Origin of the sequence: Pseudomonas fluorescens (genome assembly GCF_001307155.1) — a bacterium.
In the GTDB taxonomy this organism is placed as follows: domain Bacteria; phylum Pseudomonadota; class Gammaproteobacteria; order Pseudomonadales; family Pseudomonadaceae; genus Aquipseudomonas; species Aquipseudomonas helvetica.
Genome location: NZ_CP012830.1, coordinates 4,545,865 through 4,571,849, shown reverse-complemented (window position 1 = coordinate 4,571,849; position 25,985 = coordinate 4,545,865). Strand labels below are relative to the sequence as shown.

The 25,985-nt window shown below is 56.4% G+C and carries 32 protein-coding genes; 12 read left to right on the top strand and 20 right to left on the bottom strand.

Annotated elements, in window-relative coordinates; all coding sequences use genetic code 11:
* Positions 1 to 2: 2 nt before the first annotated feature.
* The 5 genes from pheS to thrS all read right to left on the bottom strand — a co-directional run bounded on the left by pheS (position 3) and on the right by thrS (position 4,243).
* Entirely contained in the window at positions 3 to 1,019 is a 1,017-nt protein-coding gene (gene pheS, locus AO353_RS20895; protein WP_054596661.1) for a phenylalanine--tRNA ligase subunit alpha, read from the bottom strand.
* A gap of 109 nt (positions 1,020 to 1,128) precedes the next feature.
* The gene (gene rplT / locus AO353_RS20890; protein ID WP_007905879.1) at positions 1,129 to 1,485 is read right to left on the bottom strand and encodes a 50S ribosomal protein L20; all 357 of its coding nucleotides are present in this window, start codon (positions 1,483 to 1,485) and stop codon (positions 1,129 to 1,131) included.
* Positions 1,486 to 1,514: 29 nt separating this feature from the next.
* Positions 1,515 to 1,709, bottom strand: a complete 195-nt coding sequence (gene rpmI / locus AO353_RS20885; RefSeq protein WP_002553160.1) for a 50S ribosomal protein L35 — start codon at positions 1,707 to 1,709, stop codon at positions 1,515 to 1,517.
* Between the two features lie 60 nt (positions 1,710 to 1,769).
* Positions 1,770 to 2,321 carry a translation initiation factor IF-3 gene (infC, locus tag AO353_RS20880; RefSeq protein ID WP_173860028.1) on the bottom strand — a complete coding sequence of 184 codons (552 nt, stop codon included), beginning with the start codon at positions 2,319 to 2,321 and terminating at the stop codon, positions 1,770 to 1,772.
* On the bottom strand, positions 2,321 to 4,243 hold the full coding sequence (gene thrS, locus AO353_RS20875; protein WP_019692640.1) for a threonine--tRNA ligase: 1,923 nt from the start codon (positions 4,241 to 4,243) through the stop codon (positions 2,321 to 2,323). The genes infC and thrS overlap by 1 nt, the downstream gene beginning before the upstream one ends.
* A gap of 386 nt (positions 4,244 to 4,629) precedes the next feature.
* On the opposite strand from thrS, the gene AO353_RS20870 reads away from it, so the two are divergent.
* Entirely contained in the window at positions 4,630 to 4,929 is a 300-nt protein-coding gene (locus tag AO353_RS20870; protein WP_054596659.1) for a hypothetical protein, read from the top strand.
* A 293-nt stretch (positions 4,930 to 5,222) separates the two neighbouring features.
* A complete protein-coding gene (locus AO353_RS20865; protein ID WP_003179963.1) occupies positions 5,223 to 5,435 on the top strand; it encodes a cold-shock protein in 213 nt (70 codons plus the stop codon).
* A gap of 72 nt (positions 5,436 to 5,507) precedes the next feature.
* Here the strand turns inward: AO353_RS20865 and AO353_RS20860 are convergent, their stop codons facing one another.
* Positions 5,508 to 5,822: an I78 family peptidase inhibitor gene (locus AO353_RS20860; RefSeq protein ID WP_054596658.1), complete on the bottom strand. Its 315-nt coding sequence runs from the start codon at positions 5,820 to 5,822 to the stop codon at positions 5,508 to 5,510.
* A gap of 163 nt (positions 5,823 to 5,985) precedes the next feature.
* On the bottom strand, positions 5,986 to 6,291 hold the full coding sequence (locus AO353_RS20855) for a hypothetical protein (RefSeq protein ID WP_054598288.1): 306 nt from the start codon (positions 6,289 to 6,291) through the stop codon (positions 5,986 to 5,988).
* Positions 6,292 to 6,419: 128 nt separating this feature from the next.
* Here AO353_RS20855 and AO353_RS20850 point away from each other — a divergent pair, with 128 nt between their 5' ends.
* A complete protein-coding gene (locus tag AO353_RS20850; RefSeq protein ID WP_054596657.1) occupies positions 6,420 to 6,623 on the top strand; it encodes a hypothetical protein in 204 nt (67 codons plus the stop codon).
* A 41-nt stretch (positions 6,624 to 6,664) separates the two neighbouring features.
* Here the strand turns inward: AO353_RS20850 and AO353_RS20845 are convergent, their stop codons facing one another.
* The 8 genes from AO353_RS20845 to AO353_RS20810 all read right to left on the bottom strand — a co-directional run bounded on the left by AO353_RS20845 (position 6,665) and on the right by AO353_RS20810 (position 14,333).
* Positions 6,665 to 7,693: a nucleoside hydrolase gene (locus tag AO353_RS20845; RefSeq protein ID WP_054596656.1), complete on the bottom strand. Its 1,029-nt coding sequence runs from the start codon at positions 7,691 to 7,693 to the stop codon at positions 6,665 to 6,667.
* Between the two features lie 45 nt (positions 7,694 to 7,738).
* Positions 7,739 to 8,143, bottom strand: coding sequence for a D-ribose pyranase (gene rbsD / locus AO353_RS20840; RefSeq protein WP_054596655.1), 405 nt, complete (start codon positions 8,141 to 8,143; stop codon positions 7,739 to 7,741).
* Complete coding sequence (gene rbsK / locus AO353_RS20835) at positions 8,140 to 9,057, bottom strand: ribokinase (protein WP_054596654.1); 918 nt, start codon at positions 9,055 to 9,057, stop codon at positions 8,140 to 8,142. Before rbsK ends, rbsD begins: the two co-directional genes overlap by 4 nt.
* A 23-nt stretch (positions 9,058 to 9,080) precedes the next feature.
* Positions 9,081 to 10,100 carry a LacI family DNA-binding transcriptional regulator gene (locus AO353_RS20830; RefSeq protein WP_054596653.1) on the bottom strand — a complete coding sequence of 340 codons (1,020 nt, stop codon included), beginning with the start codon at positions 10,098 to 10,100 and terminating at the stop codon, positions 9,081 to 9,083.
* Between the two features lie 3 nt (positions 10,101 to 10,103).
* Positions 10,104 to 11,081: an ABC transporter permease gene (locus AO353_RS20825; protein ID WP_054596652.1), complete on the bottom strand. Its 978-nt coding sequence runs from the start codon at positions 11,079 to 11,081 to the stop codon at positions 10,104 to 10,106.
* Positions 11,078 to 12,631 carry a sugar ABC transporter ATP-binding protein gene (locus AO353_RS20820; protein WP_054596651.1) on the bottom strand — a complete coding sequence of 518 codons (1,554 nt, stop codon included), beginning with the start codon at positions 12,629 to 12,631 and terminating at the stop codon, positions 11,078 to 11,080. The genes AO353_RS20825 and AO353_RS20820 overlap by 4 nt, the downstream gene beginning before the upstream one ends.
* Positions 12,632 to 12,688: 57 nt before the next feature.
* Positions 12,689 to 13,642: a sugar ABC transporter substrate-binding protein gene (locus tag AO353_RS20815; RefSeq protein ID WP_054596650.1), complete on the bottom strand. Its 954-nt coding sequence runs from the start codon at positions 13,640 to 13,642 to the stop codon at positions 12,689 to 12,691.
* A 235-nt stretch (positions 13,643 to 13,877) separates the two neighbouring features.
* Positions 13,878 to 14,333 (bottom strand): hypothetical protein, encoded by a 456-nt coding sequence (locus AO353_RS20810; RefSeq protein WP_054596649.1) that lies wholly within the window; start codon positions 14,331 to 14,333, stop codon positions 13,878 to 13,880.
* Positions 14,334 to 14,684: 351 nt separating this feature from the next.
* On the opposite strand from AO353_RS20810, the gene AO353_RS20805 reads away from it, so the two are divergent.
* The 3 genes from AO353_RS20805 to AO353_RS20795 all read left to right on the top strand — a co-directional run bounded on the left by AO353_RS20805 (position 14,685) and on the right by AO353_RS20795 (position 16,948).
* Positions 14,685 to 15,773, top strand: coding sequence for an asparaginase (locus AO353_RS20805; protein WP_054596648.1), 1,089 nt, complete (start codon positions 14,685 to 14,687; stop codon positions 15,771 to 15,773).
* A gap of 196 nt (positions 15,774 to 15,969) precedes the next feature.
* The gene (locus tag AO353_RS20800; RefSeq protein ID WP_054596647.1) at positions 15,970 to 16,251 is read left to right on the top strand and encodes a DUF1654 domain-containing protein; all 282 of its coding nucleotides are present in this window, start codon (positions 15,970 to 15,972) and stop codon (positions 16,249 to 16,251) included.
* Positions 16,252 to 16,255: 4 nt separating this feature from the next.
* A complete protein-coding gene (locus AO353_RS20795) occupies positions 16,256 to 16,948 on the top strand; it encodes an endonuclease (protein ID WP_054596646.1) in 693 nt (230 codons plus the stop codon).
* 14 nt (positions 16,949 to 16,962) lie between these two features.
* Here AO353_RS20795 and AO353_RS20790 read toward each other — a convergent pair whose 3' ends face one another.
* Positions 16,963 to 17,328 (bottom strand): SPOR domain-containing protein, encoded by a 366-nt coding sequence (locus AO353_RS20790; protein WP_054596645.1) that lies wholly within the window; start codon positions 17,326 to 17,328, stop codon positions 16,963 to 16,965.
* A 249-nt stretch (positions 17,329 to 17,577) separates the two neighbouring features.
* Between AO353_RS20790 and csrA the strand changes: the two genes are divergently transcribed.
* Positions 17,578 to 17,772, top strand: coding sequence for a carbon storage regulator CsrA (gene csrA / locus AO353_RS20785; RefSeq protein WP_007920550.1), 195 nt, complete (start codon positions 17,578 to 17,580; stop codon positions 17,770 to 17,772).
* A 229-nt stretch (positions 17,773 to 18,001) separates the two neighbouring features.
* Here the strand turns inward: csrA and AO353_RS20780 are convergent, their stop codons facing one another.
* Complete coding sequence (locus AO353_RS20780; RefSeq protein ID WP_054596644.1) at positions 18,002 to 18,457, bottom strand: DUF2214 family protein; 456 nt, start codon at positions 18,455 to 18,457, stop codon at positions 18,002 to 18,004.
* Between the two features lie 230 nt (positions 18,458 to 18,687).
* Here AO353_RS20780 and AO353_RS20775 point away from each other — a divergent pair, with 230 nt between their 5' ends.
* Positions 18,688 to 19,347 (top strand): alpha/beta fold hydrolase, encoded by a 660-nt coding sequence (locus AO353_RS20775; protein WP_237142911.1) that lies wholly within the window; start codon positions 18,688 to 18,690, stop codon positions 19,345 to 19,347.
* 250 nt (positions 19,348 to 19,597) lie between these two features.
* Here AO353_RS20775 and AO353_RS31625 read toward each other — a convergent pair whose 3' ends face one another.
* Positions 19,598 to 19,798 carry a hypothetical protein gene (locus tag AO353_RS31625; protein WP_054596642.1) on the bottom strand — a complete coding sequence of 67 codons (201 nt, stop codon included), beginning with the start codon at positions 19,796 to 19,798 and terminating at the stop codon, positions 19,598 to 19,600.
* Between the two features lie 159 nt (positions 19,799 to 19,957).
* Positions 19,958 to 20,506: an NADPH-dependent FMN reductase gene (locus AO353_RS20765; RefSeq protein ID WP_054596641.1), complete on the bottom strand. Its 549-nt coding sequence runs from the start codon at positions 20,504 to 20,506 to the stop codon at positions 19,958 to 19,960.
* A gap of 162 nt (positions 20,507 to 20,668) precedes the next feature.
* On the opposite strand from AO353_RS20765, the gene AO353_RS20760 reads away from it, so the two are divergent.
* Positions 20,669 to 20,851: a hypothetical protein gene (locus AO353_RS20760; protein WP_054596640.1), complete on the top strand. Its 183-nt coding sequence runs from the start codon at positions 20,669 to 20,671 to the stop codon at positions 20,849 to 20,851.
* 16 nt (positions 20,852 to 20,867) lie between these two features.
* Here AO353_RS20760 and AO353_RS20755 read toward each other — a convergent pair whose 3' ends face one another.
* Positions 20,868 to 21,590 carry a metallophosphoesterase gene (locus AO353_RS20755; RefSeq protein ID WP_054596639.1) on the bottom strand — a complete coding sequence of 241 codons (723 nt, stop codon included), beginning with the start codon at positions 21,588 to 21,590 and terminating at the stop codon, positions 20,868 to 20,870.
* Positions 21,591 to 21,822: 232 nt separating this feature from the next.
* On the opposite strand from AO353_RS20755, the gene AO353_RS20750 reads away from it, so the two are divergent.
* The 3 genes from AO353_RS20750 (at position 21,823) to ltrA (ending at position 25,773) form a co-directional block, all read left to right on the top strand.
* Positions 21,823 to 22,344: a GNAT family N-acetyltransferase gene (locus AO353_RS20750; protein ID WP_054596638.1), complete on the top strand. Its 522-nt coding sequence runs from the start codon at positions 21,823 to 21,825 to the stop codon at positions 22,342 to 22,344.
* Positions 22,345 to 23,231: 887 nt separating this feature from the next.
* Complete coding sequence (locus tag AO353_RS20740; protein WP_054598287.1) at positions 23,232 to 23,777, top strand: NADAR family protein; 546 nt, start codon at positions 23,232 to 23,234, stop codon at positions 23,775 to 23,777.
* A gap of 574 nt (positions 23,778 to 24,351) precedes the next feature.
* On the top strand, positions 24,352 to 25,773 hold the full coding sequence (ltrA, locus tag AO353_RS20735; protein ID WP_054598286.1) for a group II intron reverse transcriptase/maturase: 1,422 nt from the start codon (positions 24,352 to 24,354) through the stop codon (positions 25,771 to 25,773).
* Positions 25,774 to 25,985: the final 212 nt, after the last annotated feature.

Genomic DNA, 25,985 nt, shown 5'->3' with positions numbered 1-25,985 from the left:
GACTAGCGAAATTGCGCGAGGAACCGCAAGTCGTTGTCGAAGAACAGACGCAAGTCGTTCACGCCGTAACGCAGCATGGCCAGACGCTCAACGCCCATGCCGAAGGCAAAGCCCGAAAACTCTTCCGGGTCGATCCCGGACATTCGCAACACGTTCGGGTGAACCATGCCGCAGCCCATCACTTCCAGCCAGCCAGTCTGCTTGCAGACGCGGCAGCCTTTACCGCTGCACATCACGCATTCCATGTCGACTTCGGCGGACGGCTCGGTGAACGGGAAATACGAAGGACGGAAACGCACTGCCAGTTCTTTTTCGAAGAACACGCGCAGGAACTCTTCGATGGTCCCTTTCAGGTCGGCGAAGTTGATATCGCGGTCGACCAGCAGGCCTTCGACCTGGTGGAACATCGGCGAGTGAGTGATATCGGAGTCACTGCGATACACACGGCCTGGGCAGACGATGCGGATCGGCGGCTTTTTCGATTCCATGGTGCGGACCTGTACCGGCGAGGTATGGGTGCGCAGCAACATGTTCGCATTGAAATAGAAGGTGTCATGCATCGACCGGGCCGGGTGATGGCCTGGGATGTTGAGCGCCTCGAAGTTGTGATAGTCGTCTTCGACCTCAGGGCCTTCGGCAATGCCGTAGCCGATATGGGTGAAGAACTGTTCGATACGTTCCAGAGTGCGAGTAACCGGATGCAGACCACCCGAGGTCTGACCACGGCCAGGCAGGGTCACATCAATGGACTCGGCGGACAGTTTGGCGGCCAGGTCGGCCTCTTCAAACAGTGCCTTGCGCGCATTGAGAACCTCTGTGACACGCTCCTTGGCAACGTTGATCAGGGCACCGACTTGCGGGCGCTCTTCTGCCGGCAAATTCCCCAGGGTCTTCATCACCTGAGTCAATTCACCCTTTTTGCCAAGGTAGTGAACCCGGATTTGCTCCAGGGCATTGATATCTTCAGCGCTTTGCACAGCCTCTAGTGCTTGAGAGACCAGCGCATCCAGGTTTTCCATGTACAGACTCCAGATACAAAATAGGGGAAGAGCTTGAAGGCTCTTCCCCTATTTATGACGTTTAACACCTGGGCCCACAGAGGTGAACCCGGGTGACTGTCGGGGGTACTTAAGCCAAGGTGGCTTTAGCTTTCTCGACAATCGCAGCAAACGCCGCTTTTTCGTTCACTGCCAGATCAGCCAGAACCTTACGGTCGATCTCGATGGACGCTTTTTTCAGGCCGGCGATGAAACGGCTGTAGGACAGACCGTTGATACGTGCACCAGCGTTGATACGAGCGATCCACAGAGCGCGGAACTGACGTTTTTTCTGACGACGGTCACGGTAGGCGTATTGGCCTGCCTTGATTACCGCTTGCTTGGCAACACGGAATACGCGCGAGCGAGCGCCGTAGTAGCCTTTAGCAAGTTTCAGAATTTTTTTGTGACGTTTACGGGCAATGACGCCACGCTTTACACGAGCCATGAGTTACTTCCTCTATTCTTAACCAAAAATTAACGAAGGCGCAGCATGCGCTCGACTTTTGCCACGTCAGACGGATGCAGCAAGCTGCTACCGCGCAGTTGACGCTTACGCTTGGTCGACATTTTGGTCAGGATGTGGCTCTTGAAAGCGTGCTTGTGCTTGATACCGTTAGCAGTTTTCAGAAACCGCTTAGCAGCACCACTTTTAGTTTTCATCTTTGGCATGTTCGGATACTCCGCATTCAGTTGATAAACATAATCGCAAGGCCTGCCGTGCCCTGTTGATTACTTCTTCTTTTTCGGGGCGATGACCATGATTAGCTGGCGTCCTTCCATCTTAGGATGCTGTTCGACCGAACCGTACTCGAGCAGGTCACCTTCAACCCGCTTGAGGAGTTCCATCCCCAGCTCCTGGTGGGCCATCTCACGGCCGCGGAATCGCAAGGATACCTTGGCCCTGTCCCCGTCACTCAGGAAACGTACCAGGTTGCGCAGTTTTACCTGGTAATCCCCTTCCTCCGTCCCTGGACGAAACTTGATTTCTTTTACCTGAATCTGCTTCTGGTTCTTTTTCGCTGCGGCAATCTGCTTCTTCTTTTCGAAGATCGATTTGCCGTAATCCATCACACGGCAAACCGGTGGGATTGCGTCGGCGGAAATTTCCACCAGATCCAGTTTGGCTTCTTCAGCAATACGAAGCGCTTCATCAATCGAGACGATGCCAATCTGCTCGCCGTCAGCGCCAATTAACCGAACCTCGCGTGCCGAGATATTCTCGTTGATCGGGGCTTTCGGTGCAGCTCGTTTATCTTGTCTCATTTCACGCTTAATAATAATTACTCCGAATCTGGGCGACCACGCCGGGAAACCGCTTGCGCGAGGAACTCAGCGAACTGGGCGACGGGCATCGAGCCCAGGTCAGCACCTTCACGAGTACGCACAGCGACAGTCTGCATCTCGACTTCCCGATCTCCAATAACCAAGAGATAGGGAACCTTGAGCAAAGTATGCTCGCGGATTTTAAAGCCGATCTTTTCATTTCTCAAGTCAGACTTGGCACGAAAACCGCTTTGATTGAGAGTTTTTTCAACTTCAGCGGCAAAATCTGCCTGTTTATCAGTGATATTCATGATCACTGCCTGAGTCGGAGCCAGCCACGCAGGGAACGCGCCCTCGTAATGCTCGATCAGAATCCCGACGAAACGCTCGAAGGAACCCAGGATCGCCCGGTGCAACATTACCGGGTGCTTGCGACTGTTGTCTTCGGAGACGTATTCGGCTCCCAGACGGATCGGCAGGTTAAAATCGAGCTGCAAGGTACCACATTGCCAGACACGACCGAGGCAATCTTTTAGCGAGAACTCGATTTTCGGACCGTAGAAAGCACCCTCGCCTGGCTGCAGATCGTACGGCAGGCCCGCACTATCAAGGGCTGAGGCCAGCGCCGATTCTGCGCGATCCCACAGCTCATCGGAGCCGACGCGTTTTTCCGGACGAGTGGACAGCTTCATTTCGACGTCGGTAAAGCCGAAATCGGCGTAGACATCCATGGTCAGCTTGATGAACGCGGCGGATTCGGCCTGCATCTGCTCTTCAGTACAGAAGATGTGTGCATCGTCCTGGGTGAACCCGCGCACGCGCATGATGCCGTGCAGCGCACCGGACGGCTCGTTACGGTGGCAAGCACCGAACTCGGCCAGACGCATCGGCAGTTCACGGTAGCTTTTCAGGCCCTGATTGAACACTTGCACGTGGCAAGGGCAGTTCATCGGCTTGATCGCGTAGTCGCGGCTTTCCGACTGCGTGGTGAACATATTCTCGGCGTAGTTGGCCCAGTGCCCGGATTTCTCCCACAGGCTACGGTCAACCACTTGCGGAGTCTTGATCTCCAGGTAACCGTTTTCACGCTGAACCTGACGCATGTACTGCTCGAGTACCTGGTACAGGGTCCAGCCGTTCGGGTGCCAGAAAACCATGCCCGGCGCTTCTTCCTGGGTATGGAACAGGCCGAGACGCTTGCCGATCTTGCGATGGTCGCGCTTTTCGGCTTCTTCGATACGCTGGATGTAGGCCGCCAGTTGCTTCTTGTCAGCCCAGGCAGTGCCGTAAACGCGCTGCAGTTGCTCGTTTTTGGCATCGCCGCGCCAGTAGGCGCCGGACAGCTTGGTCAGCTTGAAGGATTTCAGGAAGCGGGTGTTCGGCACGTGCGGACCGCGGCACATGTCGACGTATTCTTCGTGATAGTACAGACCCATGGCCTGCTCGTTCGGCATGTCTTCGACCAGGCGCAGCTTGTAGTCTTCGCCGCGACTGGTGAACACGTCGATCACTTCGGCGCGCGGAGTGACTTTCTTGATGACGTCGTAATCTTTTTCGATCAGCAGGTGCATGCGCTGTTCGATCGCCGCCAGGTCGTCCGGAGTGAAAGGACGCTCGTAGGCGATGTCGTAATAGAAGCCTTCATCGATGACCGGACCGATCACCATTTTTGCCGTCGGGTACAGCTGCTTGACCGCGTGGCCAATCAGGTGAGCGCAAGAGTGGCGAATGATCTCCACCCCCTCTTCATCCTTGGGCGTGATGATTTGCAGGGTCGCGTCGCTGTCGATGACATCGCTGGCGTCAACCAGCTTGCCGTTGACCTTGCCGGCCACGGTGGCTTTGGCCAGACCGGCACCAATGGATGCGGCGACCTCGGCTACGGAAACCGGATGATCGAAGGAACGTTGACTGCCGTCGGGAAGAGTAATAGTGGGCATGGCGCCTCCTCTCCTAGTGGTGACCCCTACCAAAGGTCACGTGGGTTGGGATGAGCAGCCAGTACGCGATTCAGTCCAGGCCATTCAATAATGAACGCCTGCCTTACAGCGGCAGGAGCCTTGTGGCCAACCGGGAACCGAACCAGAGTGACTGGAGATCAAATCAGGGTTATTCGGGTATTGGCCGCTACCGGAGAACAGATCGTCCAGAGCCTGAAAATACCCAAGCGCTGGATCCTAGCACAGATGAACGGTCGTCGCCGCGACCTTGTTTGACCAACGCCGAATTCAGGGCATTTGCATTAAAAAAGTGAACTTGAGATGTACGGCCCACCTCAAATAGCCTGAGAATCGCCACACATTATCGACCTCACGGAGTTCCAGCTATGCGTCTTATCCGCCTTATCGCCCTTGCCTCCCCACTGATCATGCTGCTCCCGCTGAGCGCGCAGGCTGCCTGGCCTGCCGGGGTTCGCGAAAGCTATATGAAGGATTGCGTTTCCGCCGCCAGTCAGAGCGTCGACCAGAAGTCCGCCGAATTGCATTGCGCTTGTGGCGCGGACAAGCTCAACGAGAAGTTTACAACGGCCGAAATCAGCGAGCTGATGAGCAAGACAAAACAGCCGAGCGCAGAGCTGCGAACCAAGGCGCTGGACGCCATTCAGGATTGCCGGGTCAAGAAATAAGCTGCTGCGAGGCTAAAAACAACGCCTCTGGCGAGTAGAAAATAGCCAAAAAACCGCTATTTCAGACAAATTACGCAGCTTTTACAGCTTTTTTTGCAGGACATGTATTTGGCTGCAGGCCTTTTAAACCGGGGCTTCCAGCCATATACAGTGACAAAGAACAGACGATACGAAGGCAAACAGCACGTCCGGGGGGCTCCCAAATCGAACATTTCGACTATGATACTCCGGTGTGCCCAGTTGGCCTGAGCAGCACAGCACTACTGAAAATATATGTTTCTTGGAGATACACCATGTCTAATCGCCAAACCGGCACCGTTAAATGGTTCAACGATGAAAAAGGCTTCGGCTTCATCACTCCTCAAGGTGGCGGTGACGACCTGTTCGTACACTTCAAAGCTATCGAAAGCGACGGTTTCAAAAGCCTGAAAGAAGGCCAAACCGTTTCCTTCGTGGCTGAGAAAGGCCAAAAGGGTATGCAAGCTGCACAAGTTCGCCCAGAGTAATTTCTTGGCGCACTAAAAAAACCCCGTCCATGTGACGGGGTTTTTTATGGGCGCAACCAAAGCCTGAAGCAATCAGCCGCAGTTGACGCGGGTAATGACCAGGTTGGCATCGGTGTTGAGATTCAAACGATCCGAACGGTATTCCAGAGTGATCATGTCGTTCGGCCTGAGGACTCGTGCAGTCTGCGACCCGGAACGCGTGCGGGCCTGTTCCAGCAACTCTGGCGAAGCCTTTTTGCCAATGACGAATTCGGCAGCCTTTGCCTCACAACGACCGTTACCGGCCCCGGCTACCACAGGGTCTTTTGCCGACTCGGAGGTACTGCTGCAACCCGCCAACATGACGGCGGCCAGCAAAGTACCCAATGACGCGAGCTTCCAAGGCATGACGCCTCCTTTTCAATAGTTGAACTGCATTCGTGCGACAGCCGTTTGGGCGCTTGGTTTCATGGTCAGTGCCATCCCCCGCCTTCAAAGCCGTCAAACACGCAAGTTTGCCTGAGCTATCACCTGCTGTTCAGTGCGCAATCGTGACTGAATATGAGCAGACTCAGTAGATATCGATGTAATCAAAGGGTGGCTTCGGCCAGTTCTGCTTCAATGCGTTGAATATCTGCATGACCCAGACCTCATCACTGGCGGCAACCATGCCTACATACCCGGAGCCCTTGGCCCACGTCTCAAGGCGAAACAGCAGCCCGTCGATATCCGTTCCGCCGACAACACCTGACGAAATGTAGGCAATTCCTGACTTGGTGACCCGCAACTGGGTGTGCGTATCGTCGCTGGCAGACGCCAGCAGCTGGCGCACTGCCTCTAGCGTCAAGCCATCCGGGGTATTCAAATCGATCTGCACAGCACTGTCCTTGAAATCTACAAAGCCCAAGTGTCGCATAGCCCTCTGTTCATGCCTAAGTCGGAGTGCCAAAAGCTGCGCAAGGTGGTTAACTCAACAGACAGACTTCCCGACCTCGCGAGACACTCATGACCACCGTGACCATCGACGCCGACATCAAAGTCAGCTGGCCCCAAGGCCACAGCTCTTACAGCCCCAGCACCCCGGAAGAGCTGGCAATCATTGGCATAGACCTGCTGGTCAAGGACCTGGGCACGAAAGCTGCTCAACAGTTCATCGAACAGGTATTCGAGAAGTACCCCATCGACGACATGGGCGCCGCCCACACGTAAAGGGAGTAAAACCCCGCAGGCTGGCACCTGCGGGGCATGACTTACTTGAGACGGGCGAGACGCGCCGTCAGCAAGTCAAAGAAGCCCTGAGCATCGCCGTTTGCGACCCAGAACGCGTTCTTCGGGGCTTTCAGGCCGTCGTACCAGTCAACGACGGTCTGGCCAAAGGTCGGCCCTTCGCGACTGTCGACCACCACATTCACCGCACGACCGGTAAACAGTTCCGGCTTGAGCAGGTACGCGATCACCGTGGCGTCATGCACCGGGCCACCAGGAATGCCGTAGTGTTCCATGTCGCCTTTGACGTATTCGTTGAGAATATCGCCCACCAGTTTGCTGGCGTTGTTGTTCAGCGCGGCAATCTGCTTAAGGCGAGCGTCACTGGTCAGAATCTTGTGAGTGACGTCCAACGGCAGATAGGTCAGCTTGACGCCGCTCTTGAGGACCACTTCAGCTGCATGCGGATCAGCGAACAGATTGAACTCGGCCACCGGGGTAATGTTGCCGCCGTTGAAGTGCGCACCGCCCATGATCACCACTTCCTTGATGCCTTGGGTGATTTCCGGATCCTGAATCAGCGCCAACGCCAGGTTGGTCTGCGGCCCGAGCATTGCGATAGTGATGCTGTGAGGCTTGGCCGCGCGCAACGTGTCAATCAGGTAACTGACTGCATCGCCTTTGGCCAGACCTTTCTTCGGCTCGTGCACCGTGACACCCGACAGGCCTTCCTTGCCATGAATGTTCTCGGCATAGATTGGCGTGCGCATCAGTGGTTTCGGTGCACCCGCATACACTGGCACGTCTTCGCGCCCTGCCCACTCGCGGGCCAGCCGCGCATTACGCGAGGTCTTGTCTAGGCGCACGTTACCGGCAACGGTAGTCAGTGCGCGAATGTTCAGTTCTTCGGGCGACGCCAGGGCAAACAGCAACGCCACCACGTCGTCGGCACCTGGATCGGTGTCGATGATCAGATCTATCTTTTCCGCCGCGTGGGCGCCTGTAGCGGTGAGCAAGGACAAAAGCAGCAGACTCCGGATCAGGTGATGCAGGCGTTGAGCATAGCGGTACATAGCGCACTCCTTGTGCGTGGATAAATCGAATCGGGATATGACGGACTAGAAAGTCACCCCTGCGACCAGCACGATGTTGCAGTACGGCTGACATTCACCCGTACGAACAATCGCCCGCGCCTGTCGGCCAAGTACTTTAAATTCTTCATGACTCAGCAACCGCCGCTGACCCATCGCGGCATTGGCCGTCAGCTCGTCGATCGCCTGCAGGGCCGGCGGCTGCTTGAGCAGGATTTCTTCGGCCAGCACATGGCTTTCCACCTGCATTTCACTGAGTACGACACGCAAGGTACTGACGAAGTCCGGAATACCCGGGGTCAACGCCAGGTCGATCAACTCAACGCCGGGCGGCACCGGCAGACCGGCATCGCCAATCACCAGCATGTCGCCATGCCCCAGAGAGGCAATCAGCCGCGACAACGCGATATTGAGCAAGGGTGTTTTTTTCATGATGCTTTGAAGGCCTGTACGTCTGACAAGGAAGGAATCGAGGGTTGTGCGCCGGCCCGCGTCACCGACAAGGCTGCCGCGACCTGACCAAAACGAATGGCCTCGACTTCGCTTTTGCCAGCAGCCAATGCCGCGGCAAAACCGCCGACAAAGGTGTCACCGGCCGCGGTGGTGTCGACGGACTTGACCTTGGGTGCCGGGAAATGTTCGCAGCTCTGCCCGTTGGCAAACAATGAACCCTGGGGCCCCAACGTGATGATGACCTTGCCGGCACCGGCGGCGATCAATCGGCTCGCGGCCAGCTCGGCGCTCTCCAGAGAGTCCACCGGCAAACCGCTCAGGGCCGACGCTTCGCTTTCATTGGGGATCAGGTAATCGATTGACGAATACCAGTCGGCCGGCAATGGGCTCGTTGCCGGCGCCGGGTTGAGGATCACCGTCTTGCCCAGCTCACGACCGCGTTTGAGGACATAACCAACCGTGTGCATCGGCACTTCAAGCTGACAGATGATCACGTCGGCCGCTGCAAGCACCGCATCGAACCCCGCGACCATGCCTGGGGTCAGCTGACCGTTGGCACCCGCAACGATAACAATCGCATTCTGGCTGTTGTCATCGACCACGATCAGCGCCACGCCGCTGGAACCCTCGACCGATGTCAGCGCCTGACAATCGATCTGTTCTGCCAGCAGCGCAGCGCGCAATTGCTCGCCATAAGCATCGTCACCCACGCAGCCGATCATCGACACCTGCGCACCCAGCCGGGCGGACGCGACCGCCTGGTTAGCACCCTTGCCGCCCGACACGGTGGCAAACGACTCGCCATGCAGCGTTTCTCCGGCATGTGGCAACCGCTGGGCGCGGGTCACCAGGTCCATGTTCAGACTGCCTACAACCACTACTTTTGCTGGCATACATCCCTACTCATCAATTCGCTTCAGCGGTATTGGTCGAATACGCCGGCCAGCGGCGCGGTCGACTCTCGCATGACAATGCTGGGCCTCACGATCCGCTGATCGGTCGCCAGTTCAGGTGTCGCGATCCGTCGCAACAGTACCTCCGCAGCCATTTCGCCAAGCTGCAGGATTGACTGGCCGACGGTGGTCAACGCCGGATAGACATAACGGCTCATTTGAATATCGTCGAAACCGATGACCGAAAGCTCGCTCGGCACCCGGATATTGCGCTCGGCGGCGGCCCGCAGTACGCCGATACCGATCATGTCGTTACCGGCAAAAATTGCGCTGGGCGGGTGTTTTTCCAACAACATTGTCGCCGCGTTGTAACCGCCGATGCTGGTGAAATCACTTTCGAGCATCCATTCTCCCGGCACTTCGACGCCAGCCTCTTTCAAGGCCCGGCAGTAACCTGCCAGACGCATCTGCGCCACGCTGGTATGTGCCGGACCTCCAATAGTGGCGATGTCGCGATGGCCCAGCTCGAGCAAATGCCGGGTCGCAAGATAAGCACCGTATTCATGATCGATGCGTACCATGTCCGCATCGAGCCCCTCTAACCCACGGTCGACGATCACCATCGGCGTGCGCACGCCCGCCAGCCCTTGCGCCAACCCGCTATCGCCGCCGGCGGACGCGACAATCAGCCCGTCGATGCGTTTTTCCAGCAGCACGCGCAGGTAACTGCGCTGCTTGTCCGGGTTGTCATCGGAGTTGCAGAGGATCACGCAATAACCGTTACGCTCGCAGTAATCCTCGATACCACGGGCCAATTCCGCGAAGTACGGGTTGAGACTGTTGGGCACCAGCAGACCGATAGTTGCGGTGGTTTTCGCTTTGAGCGAGCGCGCCACGGCACTGGGCACGTAATCCAGGCTTTTGATCGCGGCCTCGACCTTGAGCCGAACCTCTTCACTGACCGGCCGGGTCTTGTTCACCACATGGGAAACCGTGGTGTAGGAAATCCCCGCGAGCGCTGCTACATCCTTGATAGTCGCCATGATTCAGCTCCGTCGACTTGCACGTTGGCTGCGGTAGGTGTCCAGCACCACCGCGACCACGATCACCGCGCCGGTAATGATGCGCTTGGTCGGTTCGGTCGCGCCGATTTGCGCCAGTCCGGCAGCCAGTACAGAAATGATCAGGACGCCGAAAAAGGTGCTGATCACCGAGCCGCGACCGCCCATCAGGCTGGTGCCACCGATCACCACGGCAGCGATGACTTGTAGCTCCAGGCCGGAACCGGCATTCGGGTCCGCAGCTTCCAGACGCGAAATCTGGAACAGCGCGGCAATACCCGCCAGCAACCCCATCAGGCTGAACACCAGGATCTTGTACGGTTTTGGGTTGATACCCGCCAGACGCACAGCTTCCTCGTTGGTGCCGATTCCGATCAGGTAGCGGCCGAACACGGTACGGGTCAACACCGCCTGGGCGATGAAGATAACCAGTAACGCGATAATGAATGACGGTGAAATACCAAAGGTGATCGGATTGGACAACCAGGCAAAGGCATCACCGATATAGGCCGTGCGCGAGCCGGTCATCTGATAGGCAACGCCGCGAGCCATCTCCAGCACACCCAGCGAAACAATGAACGACGGAATGCGCCAGGCCACGGTGATCGAACCGGTGATGGTCCCGGCCACTGCGGCGGCGGCCATACCCAGCAGCGCTGCCGGCAAGACACTCCAGCCCCAGCCGAGGATCGCCACGCTGACAGTCGAGCCCGCCAAGGCCAGCACCGAACCCACCGAGAGGTCGATGCCGCCGATGATCAACACGAACGTCATGCCGACTGCGAGCACCATCAGGTCCGGAATCTGATTGGCCAGCGTGCTGAAGGTGTCATAAGAGAGGAAATGGCTGCTCAAGACCGAGAACAACGCAATCATCGCCAGCAAGGCACCAGCCAGGCCCAGATAGGTACCGAGGCCGTAAAAATTGCTACTACGTTTGCCAGCAGACAGTGCAGTTATCATGGGAGATCCCTAGGCGCCGCTTCATGGAGCAACGCATCACGTTTTTGGTAGCCGGCAAAAGCGGCGGCAAGCAAATCATCCTGAGTCCAGCTGTCGCGCTCGAAGGTGTCGATCAAGCGTCCGGCCGACAACACGCCAATACGGTCGCAGATCAACATCAGCTCGCGCAGATCACTGGACACCACCACCAGCGCCTTGCCCTGACGCGTCAACTCGCCAAGCAACGCGTAAATATCAAATTTGGCACCGACATCGATGCCGCGAGTCGGCTCATCGAACAACAGCACCGAACACTCACGCTCAAGCCAGCGGCCGATCACCACCTTCTGCTGATTGCCACCCGACAGCTCGCTAACCAGTTGTGCAGGACTGGAACTGCGAATGCGCATGGCATCGATCTGACGCTGCGCCAGCGCCATCTCGTCACCAGAATTGACGATGCCACCACTGGAGATCACCGGCATATTGCCCAGGGCGATGTTGGCGCTGATCGACTGAGTCAGTAGCAGGCCTTCGCCTTTGCGATCTTCGGTAATCAGGGCAATGCCGTGACCGACCGCATCGGCGGGCGAACGAATGCTCACCACTTGCGCCGGCGAACCCAGCGCGACCGTGCCACTGTCTGCCGCATCGGCACCGAAGATCAGCCGCAGCAGCTCCGTGCGCCCTGCCCCGATCAAACCGGAGATTCCGAAAATCTCGCCGCTGCGCACCTCGAAAGACACATCGCGAACCTTGTCCGAACGACTCAGCCCTTTGACGGTCAGGGCCGGCGCGCCGATGTGTCGCGGGCCCAGATCGATGTGCTCGCCCAATTCGCGACCGACCATCAGATTGACCAGTTGCTCGCTGTTGTAGTTGGCCATCGGCTCGACGCAGACCAGATTGCCGTCACGCAACACCGCGATGCGCTGAGCAACCCGAGCCAGTTCTTCCAGCCGATGGGAAATATAAATGATCGCCACGCCGCGGGCTTGCAGGCGGGTGATTTGCTCAAAGAGCATCTCGACTTCGCGAGCCGTCAACATCGCTGTCGGCTCATCGAGAATCAGTACATGGCAGTCGCCGATCAGGTTGCGTGCGATCTCGACCATTTGCTGATGACCGATCCCCAGCTCACCGACCAGCGTGTCCGGATCGATCGCATCGAGCCCGACCTGAGCCATCGCGGCGATTGCCGCTTTGCGCAGTTGCTTGCGACTGATCCAGCCGCCATTGCTCGGCAGGTTGTCGAGAAACAGGTTCTCTGCGACAGACAAGGTCGGCAGCAGATTGAGCTCTTGCATGACCATGCGAATGCCCAGTTCTTCGGCCTGGGTCCGGCTGCCAGGACGGTAATCGCGCCCCTGGAATTGCATCTGACCGGTGGTCGGAGTGACCAGCCCGCCAATGATTTTCGAGAGCGTGCTTTTGCCGGCACCGTTCTCGCCGGTCAACGCCAGCACTTCACCACGCATCAGCGTCAGGTCAATGCCGGTCAATACCGGTTGCGCATACGTCTTGCCGATACCGCTGACCGAGAGGACCGCGTTCGGAGCACAAACTGACATAAAAAGCTCTCCATGCGCTCGCCCTTGCGAGCGAGCGCCGTTGTATCGCCAGAATGACTACTTGGTAACCAGCTCAACCGGAGTTTCGATTACGCCGTTGGTGCCGCTGTCGACCTTTTCGCCCTTGAGCATTTTCAGGGCAGTCTCGATGCCGAACACCGCCTGTTTGGCTGCAAACTGATCGGCAGTCGCCAATACGCGGCCATCCTTGAGCATTGGCTTGATGGCATTGATGTTGTCGTAACCGACCACTTGCACCTTGCCCGCCTTGCCTGCTGCGCGCACCGCCGAAACGGCACCGACCGCCATGCTGTCGTTACCCGCCAGCAGAGCCTTGGTTTGCGGGTACTCGCTGAGTATCGAGGCGGCAACCTTGTTGCCTTTATCGATTTCCCAGTCACCGGACTGCAACGAGACGACCTTGATCTGCGCCGCTTCCATTGCGTCCTTGAAGCCAGCGGTGCGAGCCTGGGCGTTGGTGGTAGTGGAAACACCTTCGATGATGCCGACTTCGTCACCGGCCTTCAGCTGTTTGGCCAGATACTCGCCGACCAGACGCGCGCCTTTGCGGTTATCCGGGCCTACGAACGGTACGGTCATGTTCTTGCTTTTGACGACGGCCGGGTCCAGCTGGTTGTCGATGTTGATCACGGTGATACCGGCATCGATAGCCTTCTTGATCACCGGAACCATCGCTTTGGAGTCGGCTGGCGCAATCACCAGCGCATTGACCTTGGCCAGAATCATTTGCTCGACGATGCGCGTCTGACCAGCCGTGTCCGTTTCGTCCTTGATGCCATTGGAGATCAGGTCGAAATCGGCAGAATGTTCTTTCTGGTAAGCCTTGGCGCCATCCTCCATGGTCAGGAAGAATTCGTTGGCCAGGGATTTCATGACCAGCGCGACTTTCGGTTTTTCAGTGTCGGCAAAGGCCGAAGAGAGGGGCAAAGCGGCGGATGCGGCAGCCAGCATAGCGACAGCGAGAAGACGTCCAGCGAATGGCAGCTTCATGAGTTCACTCCGATCTTATGATTATTGTGAGCAACGCTTGCACTGCATACGCTTCAAATCCGTTCACCAGCGCTCTGATACGCGGGAACGAGGATCGCCGCGCCCACGGAACCAAACCGTCGACAGGGCCGCGCAAACGTTTGCGTAGACCGAACTATGCGAACCCTGTCGACATTTGTCAACGGTCAGAAAAAACCGTTTTGTGGTCTGTCTGGCGAAAAAACGGCAATGCCGATTATGCCGTGGTGTTGACCACCGATCCGCTATTGGAACCCTTGGTCAGCTCCTTGACCAGGCTGCTGGTCACCTCCATCAGCGCACCGTTGGTTTGAGCGATCTGCCCCTGAATCGCCATGACCGCGGTGGTCTTGGCTTCCGGCGTCGGATATGACGCGGCCTGGGCCGCAGCCAGTTGCTGTTGTTGCTGACGCAATTGCTCTTGCAGTTCCTTCATGCGCTTGAGCAGCATCTTCACCGTGATGCTTTGGTTACCACCGTCATCTGCTTTGGTCTCTGCTTCGGGGCTTTGCCCTACCGGACCTGTCCTGACTTGCTTGCTGTCACCTTCCTTGCCACCCGCCTGTTGCGTCGCGGCGTCTGCCGTCGCATCGCTCAATGCGTTGACCGTAGCGAGCGATTTACCGCCAATCGTGATGCCGCCTGCGTTTGGAAAACCTACTGAAATGGACATATGAGCTCCTGCACAAAAAATGATCCTGAAAGGATCATCGACCTCTGAGCGGTTTTCTTTAGCACTAATTCCCATTCAAAAATGTGGGAAATCCTAGATTTACGCTGTAGGAGATTTCGGACAGCCGAACGCTTCCATTGCACATATTCGGAAACCCGGACGACTATCGCCTCGAGCGCCACCGCACAGAAGATATAAATCTATATAAATCAAAAGGTTAAAAGATTTTTAAATCGAAGATATGACTGGTACAGATCCTGCTTTTACTGGGTATCCCCGGCATACAGATCTGCTTGGGGTGTTTCTAGATGAACCTGCATCAGCACCGTCATCACTATTAGAGAGAAAACAATGAAATCTGCCTTCAACACCTTTATTCCGGGCGCTTTGGCCCTCCTGCTGCTCCTCCCGACTGCACTGCAAGCAAAAGAAGTCGAAACCCGACAGAAACTGGCAAACGTGGTCGTCCTGGCTACAGGCGGCACGATTGCCGGTGCTGGCGCCAGCTCAGCCAATAGTGCTACGTACCAGGCCGCAAAAGTCGGGATCGAACAGTTGATCGCCGGCATCCCTGAACTGAGCCAATTGGCCAATGTTCGCGGCGAGCAAGTGATGCAAATCGCCTCCGAGAGCATCACCAACGAAAACCTGCTGCAACTGGGCCGTCGCGTGGCCGAACTGGCCGACAGCAAAGACGTCGATGGCATCGTCATTACTCACGGCACCGACACCCTGGAAGAGACCGCCTACTTCCTGAACCTGGTGGAAAAAACCGACAAGCCAATCATCATTGTCGGCTCGATGCGCCCAGGCACCGCGATGTCGGCTGACGGCATGCTCAACCTGTACAACGCCGTCGCCGTAGCGGGTAGCAAAGATGCTCGCGGCAAAGGCGTGCTGGTCACCATGAACGACGAAATTCAGTCGGGTCGTGATGTCAGCAAAATGGTCAACCTCAAGACCGAAGCGTTCAAAAGCCCATGGGGCCCATTGGGCATGGTGATCGAAGGCAAATCCTATTGGTTCCGCTTGCCAGCCAAGCGCCACACCATGGATTCGGAATTCGACATCAAAAACATCAAGAGCCTGCCTGACGTCGAAATCGCCTATTCCTATGGCAATGTCGACGGCACTGCTTACAAGGCCCTGGCCCAGTCTGGCGCCAAAGCCATCATCCATGCCGGCACCGGCAATGGCTCGGTATCTTCGCGCCTGGTTCCAACCTTGCAGGAACTGCGCAAGGATGGCGTGCAGATCATTCGTTCTTCCCACGTCAATGCTGGCGGCTTTGTCCTGCGTAACGCCGAACAGCCAGACGACAAGTATGACTGGGTCGTTGCGCATGACCTGAACCCGCAAAAAGCCCGCATCCTGACGATGGTTGCACTGACCAAGACGTCGGACAGTAAAGAGCTGCAACGGATGTTCTGGGAGTACTGATTCATTGCGTCCGGCCGGATCCGGTCGGACGCTTGCCCCCCCACTCGCCCACTCGGGCGAGTGATCTACCCTCCCGCCTTCCCTGCCATTACTTCTGAATAATCACCAATCGGTTTACAGCAAACGGAAAAAATCGCTGTCAGAGGAATTTCTTGAACTTTAAGCAGTTGCGAAATCGCCTACAGTTAAATACTGTATGCACGTACAGCTTAATAAGGATTACCCCGTGGCCACAACCTCTTCAGCAGCGACTAACCCTCCAGGCTCTTACGAACGACTCGGTTTGCGCGTTCAGAAAATCATCAACTCCCCGACCGCCCAAAAAGCCAAGGCCGCCTTGATCTTCCGCCTCCCCGACGAGCCGGTAGATGAATGGGAACGCTTGCTCGAGGAAATCGCCGAGAACGACAACGTCACCCTCGCTTATCGCGACGATGGCGGCGTGCAGATTTTCTGGATTGTGCCGAAGGAAGATTGAGTCAATGATTGCTCGCTGTTTTGCTTTGCTGTTGTTGCTCTTCGTTGTCATCAGCGCTCAGGCGGATGCGCCACGCACTTTCAACGAAGCAAAAAAGGTCGCCTGGACACTCTACGCCCCACAGTCAACCGAGTTCTATTGTGGCTGCAAATACACGGGCAATCGGGTTGACCTCAAAGCCTGCGGGTACGTGCCACGTAAAAACGCCAAGCGCGCTGCACGCATCGAATGGGAGCACATTGTTCCGGCATGGCAAATCGGTCACCAACGCCAGTGCTGGCAACAGGGTGGTCGCCAGAACTGCACACGTCACGACCCGACCTATCAACGTGCCGAGGCCGACTTGCACAACCTGGTGCCAAGCATCGGCGAGGTGAACGGGGACCGCAGCAATTTCAGCTTCGGCTGGCTCCCCGTGCAATCAGGGCAATACGGTTCGTGCCTGACCCAGGTCGACTTCAAGGCCAAGAAGGTCATGCCCCGCCCGTCCATTCGCGGGATGATCGCTCGCACTTATTTCTACATGAGCAAGCAATACGGTTTGCGACTGTCCAAACAGGATCGGCAACTCTACGAAGCCTGGAACAAGACTTACCCGGCACAACGCTGGGAGCGCCAACGCAATCAGCGCGTCGCGTGCGTGATGGGGCGCGGCAATGAGTTCGTCGGCCCCGTCAACATGAAGGCTTGCGGTTAATCAGGTGGCGTCAATTACTGAGCCGTGCTGTGCTCAATGACCATTGATTCGATATTCATCTTCTTCGCCTTGGCCAGTGCCGCGGTCAGCTCGACCTGCCTTGCCTCGGCTTCGGCTTTCGAGTTGAACGGCCCGACCAGCACGCGCTGTTTACCGTCTTGCGTGACCACGTAGGAAACAAAACTGTGTTCGATCAGCCAGCCAGTGAGATCGCTGATCGCCTGCACGGTCTCGCCCTGAACCAGAACATCCCATTGCGGGGCAGCCGCCACAGCGGGCGTCGAAACAACCGGCGCCTGAGTTTTTTTCGACTCCCCGGCCTTTTCCTGACCACATCCGGCCAATACCAATACCGCGACCACCAACGCCATTTTGCGCACAACCTTCCCCTCTGAATGCCAAAAGCCGGGATTTTATCACCCGAAAATGCTTCGCGACCCAGTAAACAGGCCTCAAAACAACGAGAATGATGTTTCTCGCCTCTGTATAGTCGCACCTTGGGAATTAATGCAGCGTCTGCACGTCAGAAAGAGGCACCCAAACCGTGACACTTCGCACTAATCTATAGGTACTACCGACATCTGCATTGTCTGAGTCAGGTGCCCTACAAAGCTATCAAGGAGAAGATCATGCTGATACTCACCCGCAAAGTCGGTGAAAGCATAAACATCGGTGATGACATTACCATCACCATTCTGGGCGTTAGCGGCCAGCAGGTCAGAATCGGCATCAATGCCCCGAAAGACGTTGCGGTGCATCGCGAAGAAATCTACCAACGTATTCAGGCGGGCCTTACTGCGCCGGACAAGCGCGAAACCCCCTGAGCTCGTCAGCAATCAGTAGCCAGCCTTTTCTCTCACGGCAACGGCTGGCTAAAGATTCTGCGCGCCCCCTCCTTCCCCCCCATGACAACGACACAGCACCGACACCTCGCCGGCGATGCTGATACTAACGACATCGCCATATCCCTTACTGTCGGACGATTCGGATTTAGCCTGGTGAAAACATCACAGCCGGCCTGGACGCACCAAGCCATAGCGCAACGTTAGCCGACTATCCGAACGTCACACCTCGCGCCATGCCTGTCGCAGCCACGACCATCAGGATAATCAACAGTGCCTCGATATGACTGATGCGCGCAAAGAGACGGACCCGCCCAACATCAATCAGCGAACCTCGACGCAAAGCAATCCGCCACTTGATCAAGGCCACCATCGGTGCAATCTCAAGCAGCAGGATGATGACGAATAAAGTCATTTTCAGATGGAACAGCGGTTGATGCAGGTAATAGTCCGCCCCCTTTTCGTACCCGCCAAAGGCACGGATCCCACCGGTAACCAGAAGAATCAATGCGCAGACTCCCCAAAAGTTATCTGCCAGCAAAACACTGCGAGCCCCCGCACCCTCTGCGTCCACTCGACGAAAAGCCATGCCACGCGTCAGAACACCCCAGAGCGCCAGGGCATAGGCCAAGAGATGGATCGCGGCGAGAAACCAGTGAACCAGCATCGAATTGCTCCCCCATTCAAGACGATAAATAATCGGCCTATCAGTAGTAGTCCAAAACGCCTCGCTTCGCTCACAAGCGCCTCTGAGCCCCTCAAGGAAAACCAGCAATTTTTAAACCGGGAACACGTTAATATCGGCGAGAATGCACACACTCAATCCAGGGATAACGGAGCATGAGCTCATCAGGGATGAATTCATCAGGAACAATCACACTGGTTCTCCTCCCGGGGATGGATGGCACAGGCGAACTGTTCGAACCTTTACTCTCGGCACTGGAAGGGCAATTCAACACGCTCGTCGTGAGTTATCCCAACGACCGGTCCTTGAGTTATGCCGAACTGCAGTCAATAGTGCTCAAGGCATTGCCAACCGACAGCCCTTTTGTCTTGCTTGGCGAATCGTTCTCGGGGCCGATTGCCATTTCACTGGCAGCGCTGCAACCCTCTCAACTCAAAGGGCTCGTATTGTGCAGCACGTTTGTACGCAACCCGCGACCGCGACTACGTGGCTTGAGTTTTCTGCTGAATATCCTGCCACTGCACCCTGTGCCTATCGGACTGATCAGCACACTATTACTGGGGCATTTTTCCACCCCTGCGCTACGCCGCTCATTGCATCGGGCAATATCGCTGGTCACACCTTCGGTGATGCGTGCGCGGTTACGCGCCGTTCTGACTGTCGACGTGGCAAAAGAGCTCGCGTGTGTCAGCGTTCCAACCCTTTACTTGCGCGCAACTCATGATCGACTGGTACTTGCGACAGCCTCTGCGCTGATCTCGCAGCTCAAACCGGATATACGGATAACCAATCTGGTCGCTCCACATTGCGCACTTCAGGCAGCGCCTCATAACGCCACAAAAAGCATCAAAGCGTTCGTGAGCAGCCTGTGAGACTTCGATCCTGACAGAAACTCGACGCGCATTGCCTATACTCGCGGCCAACGCCTCGATACTGCATTTTTTATTTCTGCGTTTCGTCGCCATTCAGTTGATTGGGCATGAGCCGCAGAGCACACTTGTGGCAGTTGAAGGATCAACGCCCCTATCGATCAAAAGCCCGCCCACCTGCGGGTTTTTTTTCGCCTGCGCGATGGTCGTTACCGACGCATGTGAAGAGCCCAGCACGATGGCTGGGCTCGGTTTATTGCCGGTGTTCCATCATCTTGTCAGCAAGAATCCTGGCCCTGTCGACCAATAGACTCTGCCACTCATCGTGACTCGACTTCGAGCCCCCTATCGTCGGCGCCGTGAGATTGCTTTCGGCTATCAGCGCAGCACAAAAATACTGATCCCAAACGACTCTTTCTCCAGCCGTACGTCTGTTCATTTGGTCGGAGTTCATATGCGGCTCCTTTTGATGAGGTAGCCCAGCTATTTTACGCCCGAACCACGCACATGCCGCACTTGAGTTGGCAGTTGGCGCACGCCACCCCGACAACCGTAGGTCGAACCCGACAGGCTGTCATTCCGAGTATCGGCAATCGGCCAAAAACATTCGGACTCAGACAGGAACAGTGCCAGAACGACCACCCTCAATTTGATTTTTGAATGCGCCCAAGGCCGAAACGATTTGCTGACTGATCTGCGGGCTCGCTGCGATGTCTGCCTCATCCATTCCTTTAGCCAGCAAGTCGACTGTTATCGAGGCGGGCTCGACAATAATCGCGGACATCGTTTCCAGCACTAACTTGAGTGCCGCCTGGGCGTGACTCGCTCGTGGAGATGCATTGAAAAGTGCTACCGGCTTGCCGGGAAAGTCCTGACTGGCCACGAGCCAATCCAGTGCATTCTTGAATGACCCCGGAATTCCACGAGCGTACTCAGGGCACGAAATCAGAATGCCGTCCGCCTCGGCAATAACCCGATGCAACTCTGCGACGATCTGCGGCGGATCGTCAGCCAGATCCGGATCGAAGTGAGGTAATTGAGCCACCTCCAGGTAGTGCCTGATCAACATCCTTTCAGGGCTGAGCCTCTCGGCAGCACGCAGTAGCGCGGAGTTTGAAGAGGCTGCGCGAAGGCTTCCTGAGATCGCAAGCAGTTGCACCATGTGTATACGCTCCATGACTTGGTGGACGGATGAATTGTCGCATACGCAGGCGCGCTCGATTGCCTCGCGGTCAGTCGGCCTGGTTGTCATGGCAGATCCCGGGGGTAGAATTAATGGTGGATTGCCGGCATCAGTGAGACTGAGTCCTTCGGGGGCAACACCATGCAAACGACTGAAGACGCGATCATTGCAGCAGCACGACTGCGCGCTGCAAGCCGGGGAGATAACGAAGCCCTGGCTGCAGCTTCAGCACTCGAAGTCGTGGAAGCCCTGAAAAAGTCCTTAACAGGAGACAAGTACCAAGAGGCTCTCGAAAGACTGTATCTCGAGTACACAGCCTCCTGAGCCACTCGCAACTCACTCACCCGCTGAACAGCTTTGGATTGACCGTCGGCATACACTCGAGAGTAGCCAGATCAATCAGCGTGAAATGGCCGCCCATCCAGCCGCCAGTATCGATGTGATAGACATTGCCCAGCACCGCAGGCTGAAGGACCACCGTGTGACCGACGATCACGGCCCTGATGCCACTGACGCCAGTAGAGTTTTCGCTGGTAATGCGAGAACGCGACCACTGGCAGATAGTTTGAACACTACGCTGCATCGAGTCTTGCTCCCGCTCAAGGGCTCCAAGCATTTGCACCCAATCATCGAACGGGCAATCGGCATGCACGATCCCCACCGATCCCATAGGCGTCATTACTTCAATTGCGATAGGCAGCTCGGCAAGCAGATCGACATAGAAGGCCTGCTCAGCGCTGGACAGACCGTACAGCCAGGCACCGCCGTTGAGCATGTGTATGTAAATGGCCCGACCGTTATGACTGAGCCGATGGGCATCGACCGCCATTTGCTCATGATTGCCCTGCACAGCAAAGAACCACGGCTTGGCCAGCCACACATCAACGTCGGTAGATTCGGGGCCACGGTCGACCATATCGCCAACACTGAACAGGCGATCGGTTGCGGGGTTGAAGCCGACAGCATCAAGTGCTGCCTGAAGCCTGGTGAAATGGCCGTGAATATCACCCACCGCAAAGTCGCGGCCCGCAGTGTTGATTGTGAAACGCCGAACCTGGGTCATGCTGCCCCCCCCGGTACCGTCTTAAGGCTCTGTTCAATCCAGTGTATTCGCCTCGCTTGCGACTCTTATGCTACCCCCTTGAACGCTTCGAGCTCAGCTATTTACGAATGATAAATGCTGACCCGAAGGTGTAGCGCAGGAGGGCGTGGCCCGTCCATGGGTTACCTAATACTTGAAATACCGGCGCGTTGTAGGTATTGGTCGAGATCAACTCAATGCAAGGAGCGAGACAGTGATCAAAATTCGAGAGGCGACCATTGAAGATATCCACGTACTTCGTGATATCGGCATAGAGACGTATCGGGATCACTTCTCCGACATCTGGAGCCCCTCAGGCATGCAGCATTTCTTGAGTGAAGACTTTTCAGTCCTGGCGCTTCAGGAATCGATAGGGGCACCCACACATCACTGTTGGCTCATAGCCCTCGGTGAAGACGACAGAGCGGTAGGGTTCTCAAAGGTTAACTGGTCGAAGCCAATGCCTATTACCGGCAAGGCCGGTGCGGAGCTCCAAAAAATTTACTTCCTCAAGACCCAAGCAGGCAAAGGCTACGGGAAACAGCTTCTGCAATTCATCCGCCAACTTGCCAAAGATCGTAAAGAGCATTTCATTTGGCTCGACGTACTAAAAACCAACGCCAGTGCGAGGCGCTTCTACGAGGGCTTCGGCTTCGAAGTACTAGGCGAGATCCCATTTAGCACCGACAAGACCGAGATCGGAATGGTTGTGATGTGCTGCGACATTTCCCGATAGGCGCATTCGATCGCCTCCCAGTCGGGTTGCTTGGTTGTCATAGCATTACTCTGGTACTTGAAATACTGGCGCAGATAACACAGGCGGCATCGTACAGCGCACAGGCTGGCAGGGATTACAAGTTGAACCATTTAAAGGCTGGCAGGCAGCTCACATCATCTCGCTGTGCGCCTGCCCATGCAGCAGGGCCACAATGAATCCTTGAGGCAGCCCGGCTTCACGCTGCGTGATTGCGATACAATCGACCAAACAACAGTTCCACGATCAATGGATGATCCTATTGAAGAGTCTCAAAAGCCGTTATTTAGCCATCACACTGACAATGCTCCTCAACATTACAATCTGGAGCGGTGCGGTATTTTTGATTTGGCTACTGATTGACCGCTCGGCAGTAGGCTATTTCGAAACTTATGCAGCGATTGCAGTCGCGAATATCTGCCTCTTCTACCTTGCCGCGTTTTTTGTGCGGTGTCCGGAGTGTAATAAATCGATGCATCACTTCTACAGACCAGGGGATGGATTGCTAATTAGTCGTGCGTTATTGCCACATGAAATCTTCACGGAAAAATTCATTCAGTGCTCCCACTGTGACAAGGTCGTAAGTCTTGGTGATTAGCACAGCTCGCCACACACTTTGCCTATTCGCGAAATGCGTCGCGACTTAACGCGCCACTTCAAATACATGCCCACGCCGAGCCCAGACATGGTCAGATCCTCGGAATCGACCAGTGCCAGTTAAAAACTGTTACCTATGTGCTTGAACCGTTTTGTTACCTATGTGGGTGAGTCATACCCAGCCAAGCGCAAGTAAACCCTTCAATCGAGATTTACCTTGATGCATCGTGGTAAACCTCTCACGTCAAATGCTAATTGCTGAGGAAGCCTCATTGCACGATTCTAAGTATCTAGAAGATCTCCGCTCCCGCTTCAATTCTGGAGAGGAGCTGAAATATGCCTTTTTCTGGGGACACCAGCGAAGTAAAAGTGGAATTACATCTTCGTGCTTTAGCCAGTGGTTCAACGCCGAATTCACTGTCGAGGGGCAACGCTACCCAACTGCCGAACATTTCATGATGGCAGAGAAGGCAGCCTTGTTCGGCGATCAAGAAATTCGTGCTCAAGTGCTCCAGGCTCCAACCCCCAACGCAGCCAAAGCTCTTGGCCGCAACGTGCGCGGGTTCAACGATCACGATTGGCTGCAACACAGATATGCAATTGTCGTCCGGGCCAACCAAGCCAAGTTCTCCCAAAACCCGGAGTTGAACGCTTTCCTCAAGGAGACCGGTTCTCGCATCATAGTTGAGGCAAGTCCGGTTGATAGCATCTGGGGCATTGGGCTCGCCCAGGACGACGAAAACGCGAGCAACCCCAACCTGTGGCGAGGCCTGAATCTGCTGGGGTTCGCGCTTATGCAGGTCCGCGACGAAACCTAATTTGCCCGTTAATGGGGTGTCGAAGTGCTCCGCATTTCCGTTCTCTGCGCTGCACACACGGCGCGGAGCAAGACCCACGGTCTACTCCACCCTTCCAGAATCTATCAAGCCGCAATATGAAGCCCGCCATGTGCGGGCTTTTTTGAGGTGCGCCAGGCATGGCGCGTTGCGCGCAAGCGCAACCAGCTTGGCTGTGGTGGCCTCGCTGGTGACTTGGAGGTGAAAGTCCTCTACACACCCGGCAAGGGGAAGTGTTAGCCAGAGGCAAGGGTGTCGCGGGCGACTGCGAATCTGAAGGAAGCCCGAGGCAAAATGCTGGCCTGACGAACAGGAAGCGGATAGAGGCGGCGCAGCGGGGTAAGACGGCCTCAATCGTCAAAGCCCAATACTTGCACGGAACGCTGTGACGTAAATCCGACAGGCATAAGCAGGAAGGTCGCGCGAATTACCCTGGGAGATCTGCAGGTTTGCCACTGTGCTACCGAGCGTCGCGAGGCGACGGGATGGATCTGCAGAAGTCAGCCGAGGCCGTAGTAAGTGGCGAATCACCATGCCACCAAGGGCCGAACAGGTTATGCCGCCAGTAGGCGTCAGAGTCTCGTTGAATACCGAAATGCAGAAATTTCTCCCAGAGAAGACTGTTACTCCGAATCCCGGACAGAATCCGAGGATGACGGCTGACAGTGCACAGGTATCAGCGGCGTCCGTGACGTGGACGAACGCGGAGTCGGATACGCTGATGGCGCGGGTGCTTGCACCGGCCAACCTTAGGTGTGCGTATCAACGCGTGGTCAGCAACAAGGGCGCACCGGGTGCCGATGGCATGACGGTCGACGACTTGGCGAGCTACGTGAAACAGTATTGGCCGATCCTTAAGGCTCGGTTGCTGGCCGGCGAGTATCACCCGCAAGGTGTACGCGCCGTCGACATCCCCAAACCCAAAGGCGGCACAAGGCAGCTGGGCATTCCCGGCGTCGTGGACCGCTTGATCCAACAGGCACTGCTGCAACAGCTCACGCCGATCTTCGATCCGCTGTTCTCGGACTACAGCTACGGCTTTCGTCCGGGCAGAAGCGCCCACCAAGCAATCGAAACAGCCCGTGCCCATGTGGCGGCGGGTCACCGCTGGTGCGTGGAGCTCGATCTGGAGAAGTTCTTTGATCGGGTCAACCACGATGTGTTGATGGCTTATGTACAGCGTCATGTCGAAGACCGGCGGGTACTCACGCTGATCCGTCGTTACCTCCAGGCCGGAGTGATGTCGGGCGGGATCGCCAGCCGACGGCAGGAAGGGACGCCGCAAGGCGGCCCGCTCTCGCCGTTGCTGTCGAACATTCTGCTCAACGAACTCGACCGAGAGCTGGAGCGGCGGGGCCATCGCTTCGTGCGCTATGCCGACGATGCGAACATTTATGTGCGCAGTCGCCGTGCGGGCGAACGAGTGATGGTCAGCGTTGAGCGCTTCCTGAGCCAGCGTCTGAAACTGACGTTGAATCGGGAAAAGAGCCGCGTGGCACGGCCTTGGGTCTGTGATTATCTGGGCTATGGGATGAGCTGGCATCAACAGCCGAAGCTGAGAGTGGCGAGCATGAGCCTGCATCGCTTGCGCGACCGACTCAGGGAACTGCTGCGTCGGATACGGAGCCGTTCAATGAGATACATCATTGAGCATATAACCCCCGTGCTGCGTGGTTGGGCTGGCTACTTCAAGCTGAGTCAAAGCAAGCGGCCACTTGAGGAGCTGGACGGCTGGGTGCGTCACAAACTTCGTTGTGTCACCTGGCGTCAATGGAAGCGGCCCTCTACGAGGGCGCGCAACCTGATGCGCTTGGGGCTTGATGAGGCGCGGGCGTGGAAATCGGCCTTCAATGGCCGAGGCCCATGGTGGAACTCGGGAGCGCCACATATGAATCAGGCGCTGCCGAAGAAACTGTGGGATCGACTCGGGCTGGTCTCGATACTGGATACGATAAACCGGCTTAGCCGCATAACCTGAACCGCCGTATACGGAACCGTACGTACGGTGGTGTGAGAGGACGGCGGCTGTGAAGCCGCCTCCTACTCGATTCTCGGGATTCGCTGGGAGGTCAGCCCCGGCCACACCTGTGGGGCGAGAGAAAGTCAGGTGAACAAAATCATGCTGCCACTACTGGCGACCGGCGACAGACAGGCACGAAAGCCTGCCCAGAACGGGATACCCCATACGGC

What these genes read in the sequence shown, in the direction of transcription:
- pheS (WP_054596661.1), bottom strand. Translation starts at nt 1,019, where the DNA reads ATGGAAAACCTGGATGCGCTGGTCTCTCAAGCACTAGAGGCTGTGCAA.
- rplT (WP_007905879.1), bottom strand. Translation starts at nt 1,485, where the DNA reads ATGGCTCGTGTAAAGCGTGGCGTCATTGCCCGTAAACGTCACAAAAAA.
- rpmI (WP_002553160.1), bottom strand. Translation starts at nt 1,709, where the DNA reads ATGCCAAAGATGAAAACTAAAAGTGGTGCTGCTAAGCGGTTTCTGAAA.
- thrS (WP_019692640.1), bottom strand. Translation starts at nt 4,243, where the DNA reads ATGCCCACTATTACTCTTCCCGACGGCAGTCAACGTTCCTTCGATCAT.
- AO353_RS20870 (WP_054596659.1), top strand. Translation starts at nt 4,630, where the DNA reads ATGCGTCTTATCCGCCTTATCGCCCTTGCCTCCCCACTGATCATGCTG.
- AO353_RS20865 (WP_003179963.1), top strand. Translation starts at nt 5,223, where the DNA reads ATGTCTAATCGCCAAACCGGCACCGTTAAATGGTTCAACGATGAAAAA.
- AO353_RS20860 (WP_054596658.1), bottom strand. Translation starts at nt 5,822, where the DNA reads ATGCCTTGGAAGCTCGCGTCATTGGGTACTTTGCTGGCCGCCGTCATG.
- AO353_RS20850 (WP_054596657.1), top strand. Translation starts at nt 6,420, where the DNA reads ATGACCACCGTGACCATCGACGCCGACATCAAAGTCAGCTGGCCCCAA.
- AO353_RS20845 (WP_054596656.1), bottom strand. Translation starts at nt 7,693, where the DNA reads ATGTACCGCTATGCTCAACGCCTGCATCACCTGATCCGGAGTCTGCTG.
- rbsD (WP_054596655.1), bottom strand. Translation starts at nt 8,143, where the DNA reads ATGAAAAAAACACCCTTGCTCAATATCGCGTTGTCGCGGCTGATTGCC.
- rbsK (WP_054596654.1), bottom strand. Translation starts at nt 9,057, where the DNA reads ATGCCAGCAAAAGTAGTGGTTGTAGGCAGTCTGAACATGGACCTGGTG.
- AO353_RS20830 (WP_054596653.1), bottom strand. Translation starts at nt 10,100, where the DNA reads ATGGCGACTATCAAGGATGTAGCAGCGCTCGCGGGGATTTCCTACACC.
- AO353_RS20825 (WP_054596652.1), bottom strand. Translation starts at nt 11,081, where the DNA reads ATGATAACTGCACTGTCTGCTGGCAAACGTAGTAGCAATTTTTACGGC.
- AO353_RS20820 (WP_054596651.1), bottom strand. Translation starts at nt 12,631, where the DNA reads ATGTCAGTTTGTGCTCCGAACGCGGTCCTCTCGGTCAGCGGTATCGGC.
- AO353_RS20815 (WP_054596650.1), bottom strand. Translation starts at nt 13,642, where the DNA reads ATGAAGCTGCCATTCGCTGGACGTCTTCTCGCTGTCGCTATGCTGGCT.
- AO353_RS20810 (WP_054596649.1), bottom strand. Translation starts at nt 14,333, where the DNA reads ATGTCCATTTCAGTAGGTTTTCCAAACGCAGGCGGCATCACGATTGGC.
- AO353_RS20805 (WP_054596648.1), top strand. Translation starts at nt 14,685, where the DNA reads ATGAAATCTGCCTTCAACACCTTTATTCCGGGCGCTTTGGCCCTCCTG.
- AO353_RS20800 (WP_054596647.1), top strand. Translation starts at nt 15,970, where the DNA reads ATGCACGTACAGCTTAATAAGGATTACCCCGTGGCCACAACCTCTTCA.
- AO353_RS20795 (WP_054596646.1), top strand. Translation starts at nt 16,256, where the DNA reads ATGATTGCTCGCTGTTTTGCTTTGCTGTTGTTGCTCTTCGTTGTCATC.
- csrA (WP_007920550.1), top strand. Translation starts at nt 17,578, where the DNA reads ATGCTGATACTCACCCGCAAAGTCGGTGAAAGCATAAACATCGGTGAT.
- AO353_RS20780 (WP_054596644.1), bottom strand. Translation starts at nt 18,457, where the DNA reads ATGCTGGTTCACTGGTTTCTCGCCGCGATCCATCTCTTGGCCTATGCC.
- AO353_RS20775 (WP_237142911.1), top strand. Translation starts at nt 18,688, where the DNA reads ATGGATGGCACAGGCGAACTGTTCGAACCTTTACTCTCGGCACTGGAA.
- AO353_RS31625 (WP_054596642.1), bottom strand. Translation starts at nt 19,798, where the DNA reads ATGAACTCCGACCAAATGAACAGACGTACGGCTGGAGAAAGAGTCGTT.
- AO353_RS20765 (WP_054596641.1), bottom strand. Translation starts at nt 20,506, where the DNA reads ATGGTGCAACTGCTTGCGATCTCAGGAAGCCTTCGCGCAGCCTCTTCA.
- AO353_RS20760 (WP_054596640.1), top strand. Translation starts at nt 20,669, where the DNA reads ATGCAAACGACTGAAGACGCGATCATTGCAGCAGCACGACTGCGCGCT.
- AO353_RS20755 (WP_054596639.1), bottom strand. Translation starts at nt 21,590, where the DNA reads ATGACCCAGGTTCGGCGTTTCACAATCAACACTGCGGGCCGCGACTTT.
- ltrA (WP_054598286.1), top strand. Translation starts at nt 24,352, where the DNA reads ATGCCGCCAGTAGGCGTCAGAGTCTCGTTGAATACCGAAATGCAGAAA.